This is a genomic window from Streptomyces sp. CA-249302 (assembly GCF_050936785.1).
In the GTDB taxonomy this organism is placed as follows: domain Bacteria; phylum Actinomycetota; class Actinomycetes; order Streptomycetales; family Streptomycetaceae; genus Streptomyces.
Map to the genome: position 1 here is coordinate 3,024,321 of NZ_JBNJMG010000001.1, position 17,407 is coordinate 3,041,727.

The 17,407-nt window shown below is 69.4% G+C and carries 11 protein-coding genes; 7 read left to right on the plus strand and 4 right to left on the minus strand.

Annotation, left to right across the window (positions count from 1 at the left end; all coding sequences use genetic code 11):
- Positions 1–65: 65 nt before the first annotated feature.
- Positions 66–1,616, plus strand: coding sequence for a DUF1996 domain-containing protein (locus ACQEWB_RS13710; protein ID WP_432830560.1), 1,551 nt, complete (start codon positions 66–68; stop codon positions 1,614–1,616).
- Between the two features lie 76 nt (positions 1,617–1,692).
- Here the strand turns inward: ACQEWB_RS13710 and ACQEWB_RS13715 are convergent, their stop codons facing one another.
- Positions 1,693–2,109 (minus strand): hypothetical protein, encoded by a 417-nt coding sequence (locus ACQEWB_RS13715; RefSeq protein WP_432830562.1) that lies wholly within the window; start codon positions 2,107–2,109, stop codon positions 1,693–1,695.
- Positions 2,110–2,231: 122 nt separating this feature from the next.
- Here ACQEWB_RS13715 and ACQEWB_RS13720 point away from each other — a divergent pair, with 122 nt between their 5' ends.
- The 5 genes from ACQEWB_RS13720 to ACQEWB_RS13740 all read left to right on the plus strand — a co-directional run bounded on the left by ACQEWB_RS13720 (position 2,232) and on the right by ACQEWB_RS13740 (position 7,623).
- Positions 2,232–2,741 carry a tetratricopeptide repeat protein gene (locus tag ACQEWB_RS13720; protein WP_432830564.1) on the plus strand — a complete coding sequence of 170 codons (510 nt, stop codon included), beginning with the start codon at positions 2,232–2,234 and terminating at the stop codon, positions 2,739–2,741.
- A gap of 237 nt (positions 2,742–2,978) precedes the next feature.
- On the plus strand, positions 2,979–4,901 hold the full coding sequence (locus ACQEWB_RS13725; RefSeq protein WP_432830566.1) for a hypothetical protein: 1,923 nt from the start codon (positions 2,979–2,981) through the stop codon (positions 4,899–4,901).
- Positions 4,902–4,982: 81 nt separating this feature from the next.
- Positions 4,983–5,861 carry a metal-dependent hydrolase gene (locus ACQEWB_RS13730; protein ID WP_432830568.1) on the plus strand — a complete coding sequence of 293 codons (879 nt, stop codon included), beginning with the start codon at positions 4,983–4,985 and terminating at the stop codon, positions 5,859–5,861.
- The gene (locus ACQEWB_RS13735; protein WP_432830570.1) at positions 5,861–6,877 is read left to right on the plus strand and encodes a PDR/VanB family oxidoreductase; all 1,017 of its coding nucleotides are present in this window, start codon (positions 5,861–5,863) and stop codon (positions 6,875–6,877) included. Before ACQEWB_RS13730 ends, ACQEWB_RS13735 begins: the two co-directional genes overlap by 1 nt.
- Positions 6,878–6,933: 56 nt before the next feature.
- Positions 6,934–7,623, plus strand: a complete 690-nt coding sequence (locus tag ACQEWB_RS13740) for a TetR/AcrR family transcriptional regulator (protein WP_432830572.1) — start codon at positions 6,934–6,936, stop codon at positions 7,621–7,623.
- An 18-nt stretch (positions 7,624–7,641) separates the two neighbouring features.
- On the opposite strand, the gene ACQEWB_RS13745 is transcribed toward ACQEWB_RS13740, so the two are convergent.
- The 3 genes from ACQEWB_RS13745 to pulA form a co-directional block, all read right to left on the minus strand.
- A complete protein-coding gene (locus tag ACQEWB_RS13745) occupies positions 7,642–8,004 on the minus strand; it encodes a 5-carboxymethyl-2-hydroxymuconate Delta-isomerase (RefSeq protein ID WP_432830574.1) in 363 nt (120 codons plus the stop codon).
- 36 nt (positions 8,005–8,040) lie between these two features.
- On the minus strand, positions 8,041–9,672 hold the full coding sequence (locus ACQEWB_RS13750; protein WP_432843799.1) for a SpoIIE family protein phosphatase: 1,632 nt from the start codon (positions 9,670–9,672) through the stop codon (positions 8,041–8,043).
- Positions 9,673–9,744: 72 nt separating this feature from the next.
- Positions 9,745–15,138 carry a pullulanase-type alpha-1,6-glucosidase gene (gene pulA / locus ACQEWB_RS13755; RefSeq protein ID WP_432830576.1) on the minus strand — a complete coding sequence of 1,798 codons (5,394 nt, stop codon included), beginning with the start codon at positions 15,136–15,138 and terminating at the stop codon, positions 9,745–9,747.
- A 190-nt stretch (positions 15,139–15,328) separates the two neighbouring features.
- Between pulA and ACQEWB_RS13760 the strand changes: the two genes are divergently transcribed.
- Positions 15,329–17,401 carry a carbohydrate-binding module family 20 domain-containing protein gene (locus tag ACQEWB_RS13760; protein ID WP_432830578.1) on the plus strand — a complete coding sequence of 691 codons (2,073 nt, stop codon included), beginning with the start codon at positions 15,329–15,331 and terminating at the stop codon, positions 17,399–17,401.
- Positions 17,402–17,407 lie beyond the last annotated feature (6 nt).

A 17,407-nucleotide genomic window follows, 5' to 3' on the forward strand; every position in this document is an offset into this window, starting at 1 on the left:
GCCGCTTCACTCCTGTCGGGCGCCTCGATGCCCCGCCAAGCCCGCAAGGAAGTCAGAGGAGTTCCATGGGACGCAACAATCGAAAACGCCGTACGCCGCTGGCCACCAAGGCCATAGCCGCATCGGCGGCCCTAGCGCTCGGTGGGGGCGGGCTGATCTGGGCGAACTTCTACGCCTCGGCGCACGAGTCGAACAACGGGCAGAACCAGACCAAGGCCGCCGCCGCTTCGGTGGCCACGATCGCCTGCCCCGACGTCCAGCAGAAGCTGACGAACGTGCCCGCCAAGGCCCAGCAGGGCGTCGCGACGGAGCTGGCCAACCTCGACAAGCAGATCACCGAGGCCTACGCCCGGCTCGCCTCCACCCGTCAGGCGCAGGCCGGCGACGCGAACTTCGTACAGAACGCGATCGTCGGCCCCCTGAAGGAGAAGCGGGCCGCGACGCTGGACCGGATCCGCATCGACATCCAGCGGGTCGGCGGTCAGGTGGACGCGGCCAGTCTGAGCGCGCTCGCCGCCTGCACGACGCAGACCGCGAACCAGACCAACGCCGGTGGCGGCCAGAACAACGGCGGCCAGAACAACAACGGTGGTCAGAACAACAACAACGGCGGTCAGCAGCAGGGCAACGGGCAGGCCACGGCCTCGGCCGCGCCCAGCGCCAGTGCGAGCGCGCCGGCCAACGTGGGCGGTCAGGCCGGCAACGGTCCGGTCGCGGCCGACTTCGTGGACATCACGAAGGTCCAGGCGAACGTGGCGGCCAAGCCGCGGAACAACGGCAACGGCTCGACCGGCACCTTCACCACCCGGTGCGGTGTGAACGCCAACAAGAACCACAACACCGACAACGTCATCGTGGCGCCCGGTGTGACCAACGGCGCGCACCACCTGCACGACTACGTCGGCAACCAGAAGGTCGACGCGTTCGCGACCAACGACACGCTGATCGCGGACCAGACCAGCTGCCAGAACCAGAGCGACCTGTCGGCCTACTACTGGCCGGTGGTGCGTATCCAGGACGGCACGCAGGACTTCGACCAGAACGCGGCCGGCGGTGGCACCGAGGGCAACGTCGGCAAGATCCTGACACCGGTCCAGGCGCAGATCAAGTACGTCGGCAGCCCGACCAGCAAGGTCACCGCGATGCCCCAGTTCCTGCGCATCATCACCGGTGACGCCAAGACCACGACCAACGGTCTGGCGAACGCCAACGCGCACTGGAGCTGCACCGGCTTCGAGAACAAGGTCCAGCTGACGACGCAGTACCCGATCTGCCCGCAGGGCAGCAACGTGGTCCGCACGTTCGCCTTCCAGTCCTGCTGGGACGGGACGAACATCGACAGCGCCAACCACCGTACGCACGTGGCCTTCGCGGACGCGGCCGGCAACTGCGCCAACGGCTTCAAGGCCATCCCGCAGCTGACGATGCGCCTGGTCTACAAGATCACCCCGCCGGTCCTGCAGAACGGCCAGGTGAAGAACGCCTACGCGGTGGACGGCTTCCCGGAGCAGCTGCACAAGGCGGCCACCGACCACGACGACTTCATCGCGGTCTTCAAGAACAACCTGGCGACCACCATCGCCAACTGCATCAACAGCGGTAAGAAGTGCCAGTGACGACGACCCCCTAGGGGGACAAGGAAGCGGGCGGTGGGATTCTCCCACCGCCCGCTTCTCGTATGTCCAGGGAAGCTCAGCCGCTGTGGCCGGTGTGCGCGCTGTGGTTGGTGCCGATCTCCTCGCCGCCGCCCAGCGTCTTCTGCAGCGTCTTGACGATCTTGTCCTCGCCGACGACCACCCACTTGCGGCCCACCAGGTAGAAACCGCCGTAGTCCTTCGCGTCGTTGATCCACTCGCGCTGGCCGCGGTCGGTGGCGAAGGTGGCGAAGACGTACTTGCCGTCGGAGGTCTTGCAGATCGCCTGGCGGACCTCGTCGGAGTCGATCTGTATGTCCGGCTTGCACTTCACCCTGGCGGCCAGGCTCTCCAGGCTGCCGGTCGCGGTGACCGGCACCTTGGCGGCGGCCTCGCTGTCTCCGGATCCACAGCCCGCCAGCGCCAGGACGGCCGTGGCACCGGCCACGGCGAGCATCGGTCGGGTCAACCTCATCTGTTCCTCCGGGTCGAATTGCCGGGCGGGCCCCTTGAGCCCGTCCCCTTCGATACGGCTGTGAGGGGCGGGGCACTCAAATCCGGTGGGAGTCAGGGTACGGGTGTGCGAACGTATGGCCTGTGAACCAAGACTGGGAAGACCGTGTGACCGCCGCCTGGGCCGCCTTCGACGACTATCCCGAGGAGCGGGCCGGTGAGTTCCGGGCCGTGATCGACGCGCTCGTCGCCGAGCTGCCGGCGGGCAGTCCGCTGGGGCCGTTCGAGCAGGCCTGCGCCTGGGACTCGACGGGGCACTCGGACAAGGCCGCGCCGCTGTACCGGAAGGCGCTGGCGCACGGGTTGAGCGAGGTCAGCGGGTACAAGGGGCGGCGGGCCAAGATCCAGTTGTCGAGTTCGCTCAGGAACATCGGGCAGGCCGAGGAGGGCGTCAAGCTGCTGACGCCCGAACTGGATGCGCCCTCCGACGAGTTGGACGACGCGGTACGGGGCTGTCTGGCACTGTGCCTGTCCAGCCTGGGCCGCGACCGCGAGGGCCTCTCCCTCGTCCTCGCCGCCCTGGCCCCCCATCTCCCGCGCTACCAGCGGTCGATGGCGAACTACGCGCGGCTGCTGGTCGACCCCGAGGAGTGAGTCACTCGGGTTCGCCTGGCGCTGTCCACGCAGGGCACGCCTGCCGACCCGCCTTCCCGCTCAGGGCCGCCGGGGGCCAACTCCCCAGGGCGGCCGGGCACTTGGGTGTGCCTCGCGGCCTCCGCGCCGGGCGTCCCGGCCGACTCGCCTTCCGCCGGGGGTCCGGGGGTTGTCCCCCGGGACGGCACCGTACGCGGGTGGCGGTGACCAACCCACCATTCGCTCGTTTTGCTGAACGTGCAGTCACAGGATGTCGCCCCGCGCCCCGCACCTTCCGTCTCCGACCCGGTCGTCGACGTCGAGCAGGCCGAGGCCGCGCTCGTCGAGCACTACCCGCGGCTGGTCCGGCTCGCCTACCTGGTCCTGCCGCCGAGCCTCGGCCGCAACCGGCGCGTGGTGACCGCACACGCCCTCACCCAGCGCGCCCTGCCCAGGGGCCGGGCCTCGGCCCCGATGATCCCGGCCCAGTCGACCGGCCGGGACGGCGACCCCGGGTACGCCTTCGTCCGCCTCCAGGTTCTCCGTACGGCCCTGGAGGCGGGCCTTCCGCTCAGGCGCACGGCGTTCCCCAAGCGCTCCCAGCTCCCGCCGCTGCTCCCCCAGGTCTGGGGCCTGCGACTCTTCCCCCGCTCGGGCGGCGCCGACGAACTCGCCCTGGACCAGCGCCTGTCCGCCCTGTCCGGCCCGGCCCGCGCCGCCTACGTCCTGCGCGGCCTGGAGAAACTCCCCGACGGCGACGTACGCGGGATCCTCGCGGCGGCCGGCTGCGCCGACGTGGACGAGGCGCTGGACGAGGCAGGTGACGTACCGGCGGCGCACTACCCGCTGCTCGACTCCCCCGAGTTCGACCCCTGCTCGCTACAGGCCCGGCCCACCGACCTCATGCGGCGCCGCCAGCACACCAAGGCCGCGCTCGCCGCCGCCGCGGCCCTCGCCGTGTGCGGGGCGCTGCTCGGCCTGCCCGGCGACGGCTGGGCCCCCGACGGCGCCGCCGCCCCGGTGTACGCACAGAACCCGGCCGCCGAGGCCGCCCTCGACCCGGCCAAGCTCACCCGGGTCGCGCCGACCGCCTGGGAGTCCGCGTCCCGCACCGACTTCTCGGTCTGGCCGGCCCGCGGCGACCTCACCGGCGACAAGGCCCTGCTCCGCCGCGCCCTCGCGGTCTGGGCCCGCCCCGGCGAGAGCGTCCAGGTCTCCGCGACCCCCGGCACCCCGTCCGGCGGCCCGGCCGGCCCGCCGCAGCTCCTCTACGCCGGGACCGTCGACTCCGCGCGCGTGGTGATCCTCTACGACGGCCTGCGTATCGCCCGCTACGCCGAGCCGAAGGACGGCACCAAGGGCGCCGCCCTCGACTTCGCGCGGGTCGACGGGGCCGGGCGGGCCGGGGCGAGCGCGGTGGTGCTGGGGCGGGCCGACGGCAACGTCCGCTATCTGACGGCGCCCTGGGTCACCAAGGCCGCCGAGCGCGACCTGCTCAAGCCGAGTGCCGGTGCGATGAGCCTCGACCTGTCCCACGGGATCACGGCGCCGCTGGCCAGCCCGGCCACCCAGACCGGCGCCTGCACCTCCTGGAACGTGCTCCAGCTGACCGACGGCACGGGCACCCGCCTGCTGACCGACCTCGGCGAACTGGTCCCCGCCGTCCTCACCGACGGCCGCCCCGGCTCGACCGAGGACACCTCGGGCGCTCGGTCGCTGCGCACCTGGGCGCCGTACGCCTGCTCGCTCGCCTCGGTGCGCTCGGCCGGGGTGCGCACGGTGAACGTCTGGGCGTACGCCACCCAGCCGCTGCCGGACGCGACCGGCTCGGCGGACTGGGTGTGCACGCGGGCGGAGACCTGGCGGGGCGGCGGGACGCGAGTGCTGGCGCAGTTCCGCACGCCGGGCGGGATCTACGGGGCGGTGGCGGCGAAGTCGGAGAACTCGGCGGCCTGCGGGCCGAAGGACCCGAACGTGCTGGCCGGGGTGTTGTGGAAGTCGGAAGCCGGGAGCTGGTATCTGCTGGCCGCCGGGAGCCGGGGGACGTCGGCGGTGACGGCGACGGGTGGGATCACCGGGTCGGGCCAGGGGAATCTGCTGGCGGTGCGGGCGAAGCAGGGGGCGCAGGCCGAGCTGAAGGGGACCCTGAGCGACGGGCGAGTGATCAGTGGGCTCCGCTGAGAAGCGGGCTTGCTGACGCCGATGTAAACAAGAGCACGCACAGGGGTTCCCGCGACCCCTACCCGTCAGTACATTGACGCCATGTCTAACACGCCGCCGCTCAAGGCCCGGAAGGTGTCCTTCTCCTGGGACGGCACGCCGTTGCACTGGGTGCCCGGGGACCCCTTCACCACGCACACCATCAATGTGCTGCACATGCTGCTGCCGGCCGGTGAACGGTGGTTCGTGCACGTGTACAAGCAGGTGCTGCCGCTGATCCGGGACGAGCGGCTGCGCGAGGACGTGATCGGGTTCATCGGGCAGGAGGCGATGCACTCGCAGGCGCACGACGAGGTGCTGCCGCATCTGCGCGAGCAGGGGCTCGATCCGACGCCGTACACCGCGCAGGTCGACTGGTTCTTCGAGAAGCTGCTCGGCGACCGGACCCTGCCGCCGGGCCGGGCCCGTCGCTGGTGGCTGCTGGAGCGGGTGGCGATCATCGCGGCCATCGAGCACTACACCGCGTTCCTCGGCAACTGGGTGCTGAACGCCGAGGAGTTGGACCGGCGGGGTGCCGACCCGACCATGCTGGACCTGCTGCGCTGGCACGGTGCCGAGGAGGTCGAGCACCGGTCCGTCGCCTTCGACCTGTTCATGCACGTCGACGGCGGCTACCGGCGCCGGGTGCGCACCTGGGCGACGGCGTTCACGGCACTGGTCTTCCTGTGGCAGCGCGGGTCCCGCTTCTTCATGGCCAACGACCCCACGCTCACCGACGGCAAGGCCTCCTTCAAGCAGTTCTACGTCGGCGGCCGCCGGGGCACGCTGCCCGCGACCGGCGACATGCTCAGGTCCATCCCGCGCTACCTCAGCCGGGACTACCACCCCTCACAGGAGGGCTGCACCGAGCAGGCGGTCGCCTATCTCGCCTCCTCCCCCGCGGCCGTCGCGGCTATCGCGGCCGAGAAGGGAGCCGCGTGATGCCGAAGCTGCGCACCGTCGCCGTCCTCGCCGGGGCCGCGCTGCTCACCCGGCGGGCCCTGCGCAACCGCATCCAGGCCTCGCCTCTGTGGCCGATGCCGGCCCTGGAGAACCCGACCTCCGGGCGGCCCCGGTCGAGGGCACTGAAGCTGGTGGTCGCCTCACGGAAGACGGTCGCCGAAGGGGTCGTACAACTGCGCCTGGAAGGAAGGGACTTGCCGCGCTGGGAGCCCGGGGCGCATCTCGATCTGGTGCTGCCCTCGGGGCTGGTGCGGCAGTACTCGCTGTGCGGTGATCCGGCGGACACCTCGTCGTACACCGTGGCCACCAGGCTGGTCGAGGGCGGTCGGGGCGGTTCGCGCGAAGTTCATGAGCAGGTGCGGGAAGGGATGGCACTGGAGGTGCGGGGACCGCGCAATCGGTTCCCGCTCGTCGAGGCCCAGTCGTACGTCTTCATCGCCGGGGGAATCGGGATAACGCCAATTCTCCCTATGCTGCGGGCACTTGGGGACAACGCGGAGTGGCGGCTGCTGTACTGCGGGCGGTCGCCGGAGTCGATGCCGTTCCTGGAGGAGGTCGAGAAGCTCGGCCGGAATCGCGTCACGGTGGTCGCCGGGGCGCCGGATCTCGACGCGCTGGACGTGCCCGAGGAAGCGGCCGTCTACTGCTGCGGGCCGGAAGGGCTCATTACGGCCGCACAGGATCGGTTCCCGCGGGTCCACCTCGAACGGTTCACGCCCCATGCCGCCCATGGCACCGCCTTCGAGGTCGAACTCCGGCGCAGCGGGCGCACGTTGACGGTCGCCGCCGACTCGACCGTGCTGGCCGCCGTGCGCGCCGAGCTGCCGAACACGGCGTACTCGTGCGAGCAGGGATTCTGCGGGACCTGCCAACAGCGGGTCCTGGAAGGGGTGGCGGAGCACCGGGACGAGTTGCTGACGGACGCGGAGCGGGCGGACTCGATACTGATCTGCGTTTCGCGGGCGCGAAGTGATCGGCTCGTGTTGGATATGTGAACGCCCGAGGCCGGACCGGTCCGTTCCGGGCCGGATCCGATCGGTAAGGTGTTCGCATGACTACCGGGGTGCGTCGAAGAATGGGCGTCGAGGAGCGGCGGCAGCAGTTGATCGGCGTCGCCCTCGAACTGTTCAGCCAACGCTCGCCCGATGACGTGTCGATAGACGAGATAGCGTCCGCCGCGGGTATCTCGCGGCCGTTGGTCTACCACTACTTCCCCGGCAAACTCAGCCTGTACGAGGCCGCGTTGAAGCGGGCCGCGCAGGATCTGGCGGGCCGGTTCGCCGAGCCGCAGGAGGGTCCGCTCGGGGACCGGCTGCGGCGGGTGATGCGCCGCTTCTTCGACTTCGTCGACGAACACGGGCCCGGTTTCTCGGCGTTGATGCGCGGCGGCCCGGCCGTGGGCTCCTCGGCGACCAACGCGCTCATCGACTCGGTACGGCAGGCGGCGTACGAACAGATCCTGTCGCATCTGGGGATCGAGGATCCGCCCGCGCGACTGGAGCTGGTCGTACGCTCCTGGATCTCGCTCGCCGAGTCGACCGCGCTGATCTGGCTGGACGGCCGGCGCATCCCGCGCGGCGAGCTGGAGACCCAGCTCGTGCACGACTTCGCCGCGCTGGCCGCCGTGAGTGCCGCCTATGACGAGGAGATGGGCGCGCTGCTGCGCCGCATGCTCAAGGACGAGCCGGCCGACGGCCCCTTCGCGGACCTGGTCGGCCGGCTGATCGCCCTCGCCTCCTGATCGCCGCGGAGAAAGGTCTCAGCGCTCGAACTTCCGGTAGGACGGGTCGAGGTCGCGGACCTCGGCGGAGGCGTGCAGGACGATGCCGCCGCCCTCGTCCTCGATGTGCTTGCGCAGCAGCTCCAGTACGGCCTCGGTCAGCTTGGACCTGGTGTCCTCGGTGCGGCCGGCGAGCAGGCCGAGGGTGACGTGCACGACGGCGTGGCCGAAGTCCAGCGGGTCCTCGTAACCGAACGCGGTGAGCTCGGACGGACGAAACAGCGTCTTGCACGCCTCGGGCTTGGCGGCCGCGATCTCCACGACCGCCTGATGCAGGTCCCGCGCGAAACCCTCCTGGTCGAACTGGATCGAGTTCGAGTAGTCGACGGTGATCTGCGGCATGGGCACTCCTGTTCTACGGCAGCAACAGGGGCAACCCTAGTTCCCCTGGTCGCCGAGTTGCAGCGCAAGCATGGCGATGTCGTCCTCGCGGTCGTGGCCGAAGGAGGCCAGGAGGGTGTCGCAGAGGGCCTCCAGGCCGGGGAGGGCGCCGACCGCGGCCGCGCGGAGGTGTTCCATGGAGGCCGTGAGGTCGGTGCCGCGGGTCTCGATCAGGCCGTCGGTGATCATCAGGAGCCGGTCGGTGGGTTCGAGGACCAGCTCGACCGGCGGCGGGTGCGGCAGGCCCACGCCGAGCAGCGGGCCGGCCGCCTTGACGTACTCGGCGTCCCCGCTGTCCCGCAGGATCAGCGGCGGGATATGGCCGGCGTTGGCGATCCGGACCCGCCCGGTGCCGGGGTCGATATGGGCCAGGCAGACGGTGGCGGTGATCTCGGCGTGGTAGTGCTGGAGCATCCGGTCGAGCCGCTCGGCGAGCACCGCCGGGTCGTTCTCCTCGACGCAGTAGGCGCGCAGCGCGTGCCGGATCTCGACCATGACGGTGGCCGCGTCCAGCGAGTGCCCGACGACGTCGCCGACCGCGACGAGCGCCCCGCCGGCCACCGGTATCGCGGCATAGAAGTCGCCGCCGATCTCGGTCTGCTGCGACGCGGGCACATAGCGCACCGCGAGGTCGATGCCGGGCAGTTCGGGCAGCCGGTGCGGCTGGGGCAGGAAGCTGTGCTGGAGGGTGAGCGCGACATGCCGCTCGACCTGGTACATGAGCAGCGGTTCGGCCGCCAGCGCGGCGGCCTGGGCGAGCTGGGCCAGCAGGGCCTCGGTCTCGGGGCCGGCCCGGCGCAGCCCGCGCGTGGGCACGGCCAGGCACACCGGCGACCTGCCGTCCTGGGTGACGACCAGCGCGAGCCGGGCGTCGTTCTGCACTCCGGGCCGGAAGAACCCGGCCGGCCACAGCGGCGCGGGCACCGTGGTGAGCTGCAGCCCGACCTGCCCCCGGGTGAGCCGGCGCAGCAGACCGGCCACGGTCCGGTGGGCGCCCTCGTCAGGCACGGGGAACACGCTCCGCTCCCGGCACAGGCCCCGGTAGAGCTCGTCGTCCTGGTCGAGGACGAAGACGGCGGCGGGACAGCCGAGGAGCCGCGCGGTCCCGTCGGCGGCGGCGGTGGCGAGTTCCCGCAGGGTGCGCGCCGCCTGGATGCCGACGATCGTCTCCGACAGCAGCTTCAGACGCCGTACCAGTGCCTGGTCGTCGGCCCGCACCCGCGCGGTGCGGACCGCGGCCCGTACCGCCGCCTCGATCTCCTCGGGTTCGGCGGGCACCGTGAGAAACGCCTCGGCGCCCGAGGCCAGCCCCGGGCAGCGCCCTTCGGGGGCCAGGGCGGCCGCCGAGAAGTGCACCACGGGCAGGCGGGCCGTGTGCGGCCGCTCCTTGAACAGGCGGCACAGATCGAAGCCGCTCATGTCCGGCAGATGCACGTCGATCAGGGCCACGTCCGGCAGGGTCCCCTTGCGCAGCCGCTCGTCGAGCTCGACGAGCGCCTCACCGGCGCTGGCCACGGGCACGACCTTGTGGCCCGCCCGGCGCAACAGGGTGTCCATCGCGTACCGGCTGGCTCCCGCGTCGTCCACGACCAGCACGGTCGTATCTGTCAGCTTGCCGTTGACGTCCATCTTCCAGCCCTTGGACAGCACCGGTGGGACAGACCCTGCTTCCGGGCCTGCCCCACCAAAGTAATGCTCTTATCAGGAGGTCCGGGAGAATACCGCCACAGTGCGCCCCGGAACGGCGAACGTGCCCGATTCCCGATCGTACGAGGAGGACTTGACGATGGAGTCCGCGCCCGCCGCCTGCACCGGATGCAGCCGGTAACCGGTCCCGGCCAGCGCCTCCACCCGCTGTTTCTGCCCGTCCGGAGTCGCGTTGAAGACGACGACGAGGTCGCCGAGCGCCATGGTGATCACCCCGGGCGTCTCGTCCTTTCCGGACAAGGGGAAGGAGAGCTTCGACTGCACCTGTCCACTCGTGTCGAGCGAGAAGACGCTGTCCGTCGTACGGATCCTCAGCAGATCGCGGTACGCGGCCGAGGCTCCCTCGATCTGGTCGCACCCCACCTTCACCGTAGTCAACAGGGGCTTGGCGTAGGGCCACTTGGACTCGTTGTCGGCCGCCGTCGGCAGCCCCTGTCCGAAGCCGTTGCCGTCGGCGCAGTTCCAGTGGATGGCGTTGAACCAGTCGCCGCTGTCGTAGGAGTTGCGGTCGAGCGACTTGGAGCGGAGCAGGTCGGTGCCCGCCTGGGAGAGGGACGGCCCCTGCGAGAGGGTGGCCGTGGCCATCGCCAGGACCTGCATCCGGGCCCGGTCGGCGGCGGACGTACCGGATGGCAGCTTGTACGTCAGCGCGTCGAACAGGGACTCGTTGTCGTGCGCGTCGGCATAGGCGACGGCGTCGCCGGGCGCGTCCGCGTAGCCGGCGGGCTGGCCGTTGTAGTCGACCTCGGCGCCGGTGACCTCCTTGCCGTCGGTGTCGGTGAAGCGGTACTTGGCGAGGTTGCCGGTCAGGCCGACCTTGATCAGGTCCTGGTAGTGCAGCAGGCGGGCCTTCTGCTCGGCCGAAGTACCGTTCCCGGTCGAGGAGTTGGGGTCGGTGTACAGGCCGGAGGCGAAGCCCTGGACGCCGGGGTCGGAGTCGAAGGGGCTGCCGCCGCGGACCGCGTCCCGGGCCCGGTCGGAGAAGGTGGCGATCCCGGTGCCGGCCATGTTCTTCTGCGTGGCCTGCACGAAGCGGGCGTCGTCGGCGACCTCGCCGAAGTTCCAGCCCTCGCCGTACATGATGATCTTCTTGCCGTCGACGCCGTCCTTGGCGAGGGTCAGCGCGTCGAGGGCCTTCCTCACCGCGAGGATGTTGGCCTTCGGCTGGTGGCCCATGAGGTCGAAGCGGAAGCCGTCGACCTTGTACTCCTTGGCCCAGGTGACGACCGAGTCGACGACCAGCTTGCCCATCATGGCGTTCTCGGTGGCCGTGTTGGCGCAGCAGGTGCTGTTGGCCACCGAGCCGTCCGCGAGGAGCCGCTGGTAGTAGCCGGGGACGACCTGGTCGAGGACGCTGGTGTCGGCCTGCCCGGCGGCCGCGGTGTGGTTGTAGACGACGTCCATGACGACCCTCAGGCCGTCCTGGTTCAGGGACTTGACCATCTTGCGGAACTCGACCGTACGCCCCGTCCCGTCCGGGTCGGTCGCGTACGAACCCTCGGGGACCGTGTAGTGGTAAGGGTCGTACCCCCAGTTGTAGGCGTCCTTCGCGGCGGTCTTCGCCACGCACTCCTGCTGCTTCTCGGAGTCGGCCGGGTAGGAGGCGAGATCGCAGTCGGTCGTCGCCTGGTCGGCCTTCTTCTCGGGGATGGTGGCGATGTCGAACACGGGCAGCAGATGCACGTACGAGGTACCGGACCTGGCGAGCTCACGCAGGTGCTTCGAGCCGTCGCTGTCCTTGTCGGTGAAGGCGAGGTAGGTGCCCCGGTCCGCGGCCGGCACGGTCTCGTCCGCGATGGAGAAGTCCCGGACGTGCAGCTCCTGGATCTGGGCGTCCTTCAGCGGTACCGCCTTGGGCTTGGCGAGGCCCGACCAGCCGCTCGGGGCAAGGGACTTGTCGTCCAGGTCGACGACGAGACTGCGCTGCGAGTTCGCGGTGAGGGCGACCGAGTAGGGGTCGGTGACCTTGTTGGTGACGACCTTCCGGACGGTGGGCGCCCACACCTTCACGACATACCGATACGCCTTGCCCTTCCAGGACTTGGGCCCGGTGACGGACCAGACACCGGTCGCGTCGTCGCGCTTCATCGCCCTGAGGGAGCCGTCCAGCTCCAGCGAGACGCTCTGCGCGGTCGGCGCCCAGACGGCCAGCGTGGGACGGCCGTTGTGGAAGGTCGGCCCCAACTCCGCCTTGGTCGCGCTCGCGTACACGTCGTCGAGTACGCCGGCGATCTGCACGCCGGTCGCGGCCAACACGGCCCCGTTCGCGGCACGTTGGGAGGCGACGAGCTGCCCGTCGAGGGCCTCGCGCACCCGGTCGCGGTCGCGCGGGTCGACCGACCAGGCCGTGTAGTCCTTCAGATAGGGGAACTTGGCCTTCTGGTCGTCGGTGAGCGTGGTCTTCGTCAACCGCAGCCAGCGCTCGTCGTCGCTCGTCAGCGTGGAGTCCTGCACGGCGATCGAACCGTCGTGGGAGTAGAGCAGTTGGGTGGAGGCGGCGGCGTCGGAGCCGTTCCAGGCGACCGTGTTCCGGTCGATCCAGACCGCCTTGGAGGTGGTCAGGTCCAGCGCGGCGGCGGAACCGGCCGGCTGGGGCAGCAGGTACTTCTCCTGGCCGTTCAACAGCCACACCTCGTAGCCGTTGGCCTTGAGGTCGAGCGACTGGTCGGCCGAGAGGTCCTTCGCGTCGCCGTTGTGGATGATGTAACTGAGGCTGGTGGCACCGTCGGTGAGCGGTACCTCGAAGACCGCACCATAGGCGTCAGTCTTCACCGGCTTGAGCGGACTCGACCAGTCCGTGGGATTCGCGGCACCGGTCCAGACGTGCAGACCCCAGCCGTCGTAGTTCCCTCCCCCAGAGGGGGTGCCCCCAGCCCGGTGGTAGTGGATGACCGCCTTCGTCTTGTCCTGCGCCGGGTAGTCGGGCCGCGTGGTCTGTACGTCCGCCTTGCCCTGCTCGATCCACACCTCCCCCGTCTTGGTGACGTCGATCGAACGGTCCGCGGAGACGTCCTTGTTGCCGTCCTTGTCGATGACGAGGAACCCGACGTTCGAGGCGCCGGCCTTCAACTTGACGTAGGCGAAGGCGCCGTAGGCGTCCCGGCCGACGAAGGGGTGACTGGCCGGCCAGGTGGTCGCCTCGCCGTCGGCGAGGTCGCCCCAGGCGTACATGCCCCAGTTGTCGTAGTCGCCGTCGGTGCGCTTGTAGTGGACGATCGCGTAGTCGCGGGAGGAGGCGGTGGGGACCTCGGTGGCGGGAGGGGTGCCGGTGGTGGAGGCGGCGGTGGCGCTCGCGGTGTGCCCGGCGGTGTCGATGACAACCGCCTTGTAGCGCAGGGCGGTTCCGGCCGGCACGTCCTTGCCGATCGTCTGGGTGACCTTGTACGGGGCGTGGTCGGCGGAGCCGAGCGTCTGCCACTTGCCGTTGCCGACCTGGGCGGCGAAGACGACCCGGTTGAGCCGACCGCCCTCGACGTCGGCGGAGACGTCCACCGTGCCGGTGGCGCCGGCGTCGGGGGCCTTGAGGGTGACGGTCGGGGCGGTCGTGGGCTTGGCGAGCTTGCCGGCCGCCTTGAGGACGATCGCCGAGCCGGCCGGGACCGTGACGGTGACCTTCTTGTCGGCACCGGAGGTCACGTCGGCCGAAGTCCCGTAGATCCCAAGGAACTTCATGTCCGCCGAACCGGTCGGGAAGGTGGCCGACCTCGCCTCGCCCGCGTTGTTGAAGGCGACGACGTACTCCTGGCCGGTCTTGGCGTCGGTCCGGCTGAAGGCGTAGACGCCCGAGCCGTCGGCCGCGTAACGCTCGGTCTGGACGCCGTCCGTGAGGGCGGAGTTCTCCTTGCGCAGCTTGCCGAGAGCACTGATCTGCTCATAGAGCGGTGCACTCGTGTCGTACGAGTCGCTCGCGTGCGTGCGGTCGGTGCCGATCTCGTCGTCGTCGAGGTAGTCGGCGACCTTGGAGGCGAACATCGTCTGGCGGGCGTCCTTGTCACCGCCGGACCCGGTGAAGCCCTGCTCGTCGCCGTAGTAGACGACCGGGTTGCCGCGGCTGAGGAACATCACCTCGTTGGCGAGCCTGTCCTTGGCAAGCAGCTCGGCATCGGTCGCCTTCGGGTTGTCCTGCTCCAGGAAGTACCCGATCCGCCCCATGTCGTGGTTGCCGAGGAAGGTGACCTGCTCGTACGCGTTCGCCTTGTCGGTCGTGTACTTGTAGTCGTCGCCGAACACCGAAGCGAGCTTCTGCGCGCTGCCGCCCTGGGAGGCGTAGGAGCGGGCCGCGTCCTGGAAGGGGAAGTCGAGGGTGGCGTCGAGGCGGCCCTGGGTGACGTACGGCGAAGTGATCGAGGTGTCGGCGGAGTAGACCTCGCCGAACATGAAGAAGTCCTTACGGCCGTGCCGGGCCGCGTAGTCGTCGAGCGCGGTCGCCCACTGCGTCCAGAACTCCATGTTCACGTGCTTCACGGTGTCGATCCGGAAGCCGTCGACACCGAAGTCCCGGACCCACCGCTCGTAGATCTTCTCCATGCCGCTGACGACCTCGGGACGCTCGGTCCACAGGTCGTCGAGGCCGGAGAAGTCGCCATAGGTGGCGTTCTCGCCGGCGTAGGTGGAGTCGCCGCGGTTGTGGTACATCGTCGTGTCGTTGAGCCACGACGGGACCTTGACGTTCTTCTTCGCGGCGGGGACGGTCGGCGTCCGCGGGAAGGAGGCGCTGGAGACGGCCGGGAACTTCTTCTTCCCGTCCGCGTAGTCGGCGTCGTCGAAGGGCTGCCCGTCCTTGGTCAGGTACGGGAAGGCGCCCTTGGACAGGTAGTCGTACGACTTCTCCTCATAGTCGACGACATCGGCCGTGTGGTTGGTGATGACGTCGAAGAAGACCTTCATGCCTTTGGCGTGCGCCTTGGAGATGAGGGTGCTGAGGTCCTTGTTCGTCCCGAAGTGGGGGTCGACCTGGGTGAAGTCGGTGATCCAGTAACCGTGGTAGCCGGCCGAGGCGTTGCTCCCGGTGCCCTGCACGGGCTGGTTCTTGAAGATCGGGGCCATCCAGATGGCGGTGGTGCCCAGGCCCTTGATGTAGTCGAGCTTCCTGGTCAGACCCTTGAGGTCGCCGCCCTGGTAGAAGCCCTTGTCGGTGGGGTCGTATCCGGTGCTCAGCCGTGAACCGGTCAGCCCGCCCTCGTCATTCGACGTGTCGCCGTTGGCGAAGCGGTCCGGCATGACGAAGTAGAACTGCTCGCGCGTGTCGTCGTGCCGGGCGGGCTCGGCCGCGAGCCTGGCGTCGGAAGGGGGCGGCGGCGGAGTGTCCGCATGCGCCGCGAGTGGCTGGATCAGGGCTGCGGCGAGGGCGGCGACCACGACGGCCGCGACCCGTCTGACATGTATCACCGGTGTGAACTCCTAGCGATAGCGGCTCTCTTGGGTCCGACCCCGCGTGACGGTATCGCTGACGCAAGGTTTACAGCAAGAGTCTTGAAACTCATAGCAAGAAGTTTCAACGCCAACCTTGACGTGCCCTTCTCAACTCCCCCACTCTCACCACTGGTTGAAACCCCAACACCCTTCATCGGAGCCGCACATGACCAGACACCGACCCCCGGGTGTCTTCCGGCGCACGGCCAGTGCCATGGCCGCCGGCGCGCTGGCGCTCGCGGGCGTCATCGCCCTGCCGGCCGCCGCCGCGCACGCGGACACCACCGCAAAGGGCGATGTCATCGCCAACCTGTGGGAGTGGAACTGGGCCTCCATCTCTTCCGAGTGCACAAACGTCCTGGGCCCGGCGGGCTACGGCGCGGTCCAGGTCGCCCCGCCCTCCGAGTCCCTCAAGCAGTCGTCGTACTACTGGTGGGACGTCTACCAGCCGTACTCGTACACCCTCAACAGCCGCTTCGGTACGGCGACCCAGTTCGCGTCGATGGTCACCGCCTGCCACAACGCGGGCGTGAAGGTCTACACGGACGCGGTGATCAACCACACGGCCGCCCAGACCGGCACCGGCTACGACGGCACCACGATCACCAACAAGTACGACACCCCGGACTGGGACGCGAGCGACTACCACACCTCCGCCGACTGCCCCACCTCAGACCTCACCATCCAGGACTACTCGAACCTCACCCAGGTCCAGAACTGCGAACTCCTGGGCCTGCCCGACCTCAAGACCAGTGCGGACAACGTCCGTTCGGGCCTCGCCGCCTTCCTCAACAAGCAGATCGCACTGGGCGTCGACGGCTTCCGGGTGGACTCGGCCAAGCACATCCCGGCCACCGACATGGCCGCGATCGTCGCCAAGCTGAACACCACGACGTCCGGTGCGGCGCCGTACATCTTCGACGAGGTCTACCCGGGCTCGACCCCGCAGCCCAGCGACTACTACGGCTCCGGTGACGTCCTCGACTTCACGTACGCGAGCAAGATGAAGTCGGCCTTCCAGGGCAACGTCAGCGACCTGTCGTCGCTCGAAAGCAGCGGCATCCTGCCCGCCGCCAACTCGGTCTCCTTCGTGACGAACCACGACACCGAGCGCAACGGCCTGCACATGAGCTACAAGGACGGCGACGCCTACAAGCTCGCCAACCTCTTCGAGCTCGCCTACAAGTGGTCGACGCCGACGATCTACTCCAGCTGGCAGTGGACCCAGAGCGACCAGGCCCCGCCGAACTCCTCCGGCTTCGTCACCGACACGGACTGCTCCGGCAGCTGGAACTGCCTCGACCGCGACACGGCGGTGGTCGGAATGGTGGCCTGGCACAACGCGGCAGGCAGCGCGGCCGTCTCCAACTGGTCGACCAAGTCGTCCTCGGTCATCGGCTTCGGCCGCAGCGGCGCCGGCTTCTTCGCCGTCAACAACGGTTCGTCCTCGGCCACTTACACCTTCGCGACCGGCATGGCCGACGGCACGTACTCCAACGTCATCGACGGCGGCGCGAGCACGGTGACCGTCTCCGGCGGCAACGCGTCGATCACCATCCCCGCGAAGGACGCGGTCGCCTTCTACAACTCCTCCTACACCTGCACGGTCGGCTGCGACGACTCCGGCAGCGGCGGCGGCTCCACCTCCACGGTGACGGCCACCTTCAACGAGTACGCCTCCACCACGACCGGCACCAACGTCTACGTCGTCGGTTCGATCGACGCCCTGGGCTCCTGGGACACCTCGAAGGCGATCCAGCTGTCGTCGTCCGGGTACCCGATCTGGTCGGGGGCGGTGAGCGTGCCGATCAACACGTCGTTCACGTACAAGTACATCAAGAAGGATTCGTCCGGAAACGTCACCTGGGAGTCGAACGCCAACAGGTCGGCCACGACCACGACTTCGGCGATCAACCTGAACAACTCCTGGAACGTGGCGAACGCGGACGCCACCGACGTCACCTTCAACGAGTACGCGACGACCGACTGGGGCACCAACGTCTACGTCGTCGGCTCCATCGCCTCCCTCGGCTCCTGGAACACCAGCGACGCGATCCCGCTGTCGTCGGAGTCGTACCCGACGTGGAGCAAGCTGGTGATCGTGCCGAAGAGCACGGCATTCACGTACAAGTACATCAAGAAGGACAGCTCCGGGAACGTCACCTGGGAGTCCGGGACGAACCGCTCGTACACCACGGGCAGCTCGTCGGGCTACTCCACCAGTGACACCTGGAAGTAGCTGAAC

What these genes read in the sequence shown, in the direction of transcription:
- ACQEWB_RS13710 (WP_432830560.1), top strand. Translation starts at nt 66, where the DNA reads ATGGGACGCAACAATCGAAAACGCCGTACGCCGCTGGCCACCAAGGCC.
- ACQEWB_RS13715 (WP_432830562.1), bottom strand. Translation starts at nt 2,109, where the DNA reads ATGAGGTTGACCCGACCGATGCTCGCCGTGGCCGGTGCCACGGCCGTC.
- ACQEWB_RS13730 (WP_432830568.1), top strand. Translation starts at nt 4,983, where the DNA reads ATGTCTAACACGCCGCCGCTCAAGGCCCGGAAGGTGTCCTTCTCCTGG.
- ACQEWB_RS13735 (WP_432830570.1), top strand. Translation starts at nt 5,861, where the DNA reads ATGCCGAAGCTGCGCACCGTCGCCGTCCTCGCCGGGGCCGCGCTGCTC.
- ACQEWB_RS13740 (WP_432830572.1), top strand. Translation starts at nt 6,934, where the DNA reads ATGACTACCGGGGTGCGTCGAAGAATGGGCGTCGAGGAGCGGCGGCAG.
- ACQEWB_RS13745 (WP_432830574.1), bottom strand. Translation starts at nt 8,004, where the DNA reads ATGCCGCAGATCACCGTCGACTACTCGAACTCGATCCAGTTCGACCAG.
- ACQEWB_RS13750 (WP_432843799.1), bottom strand. Translation starts at nt 9,672, where the DNA reads ATGGACGTCAACGGCAAGCTGACAGATACGACCGTGCTGGTCGTGGAC.
- ACQEWB_RS13760 (WP_432830578.1), top strand. Translation starts at nt 15,329, where the DNA reads ATGACCAGACACCGACCCCCGGGTGTCTTCCGGCGCACGGCCAGTGCC.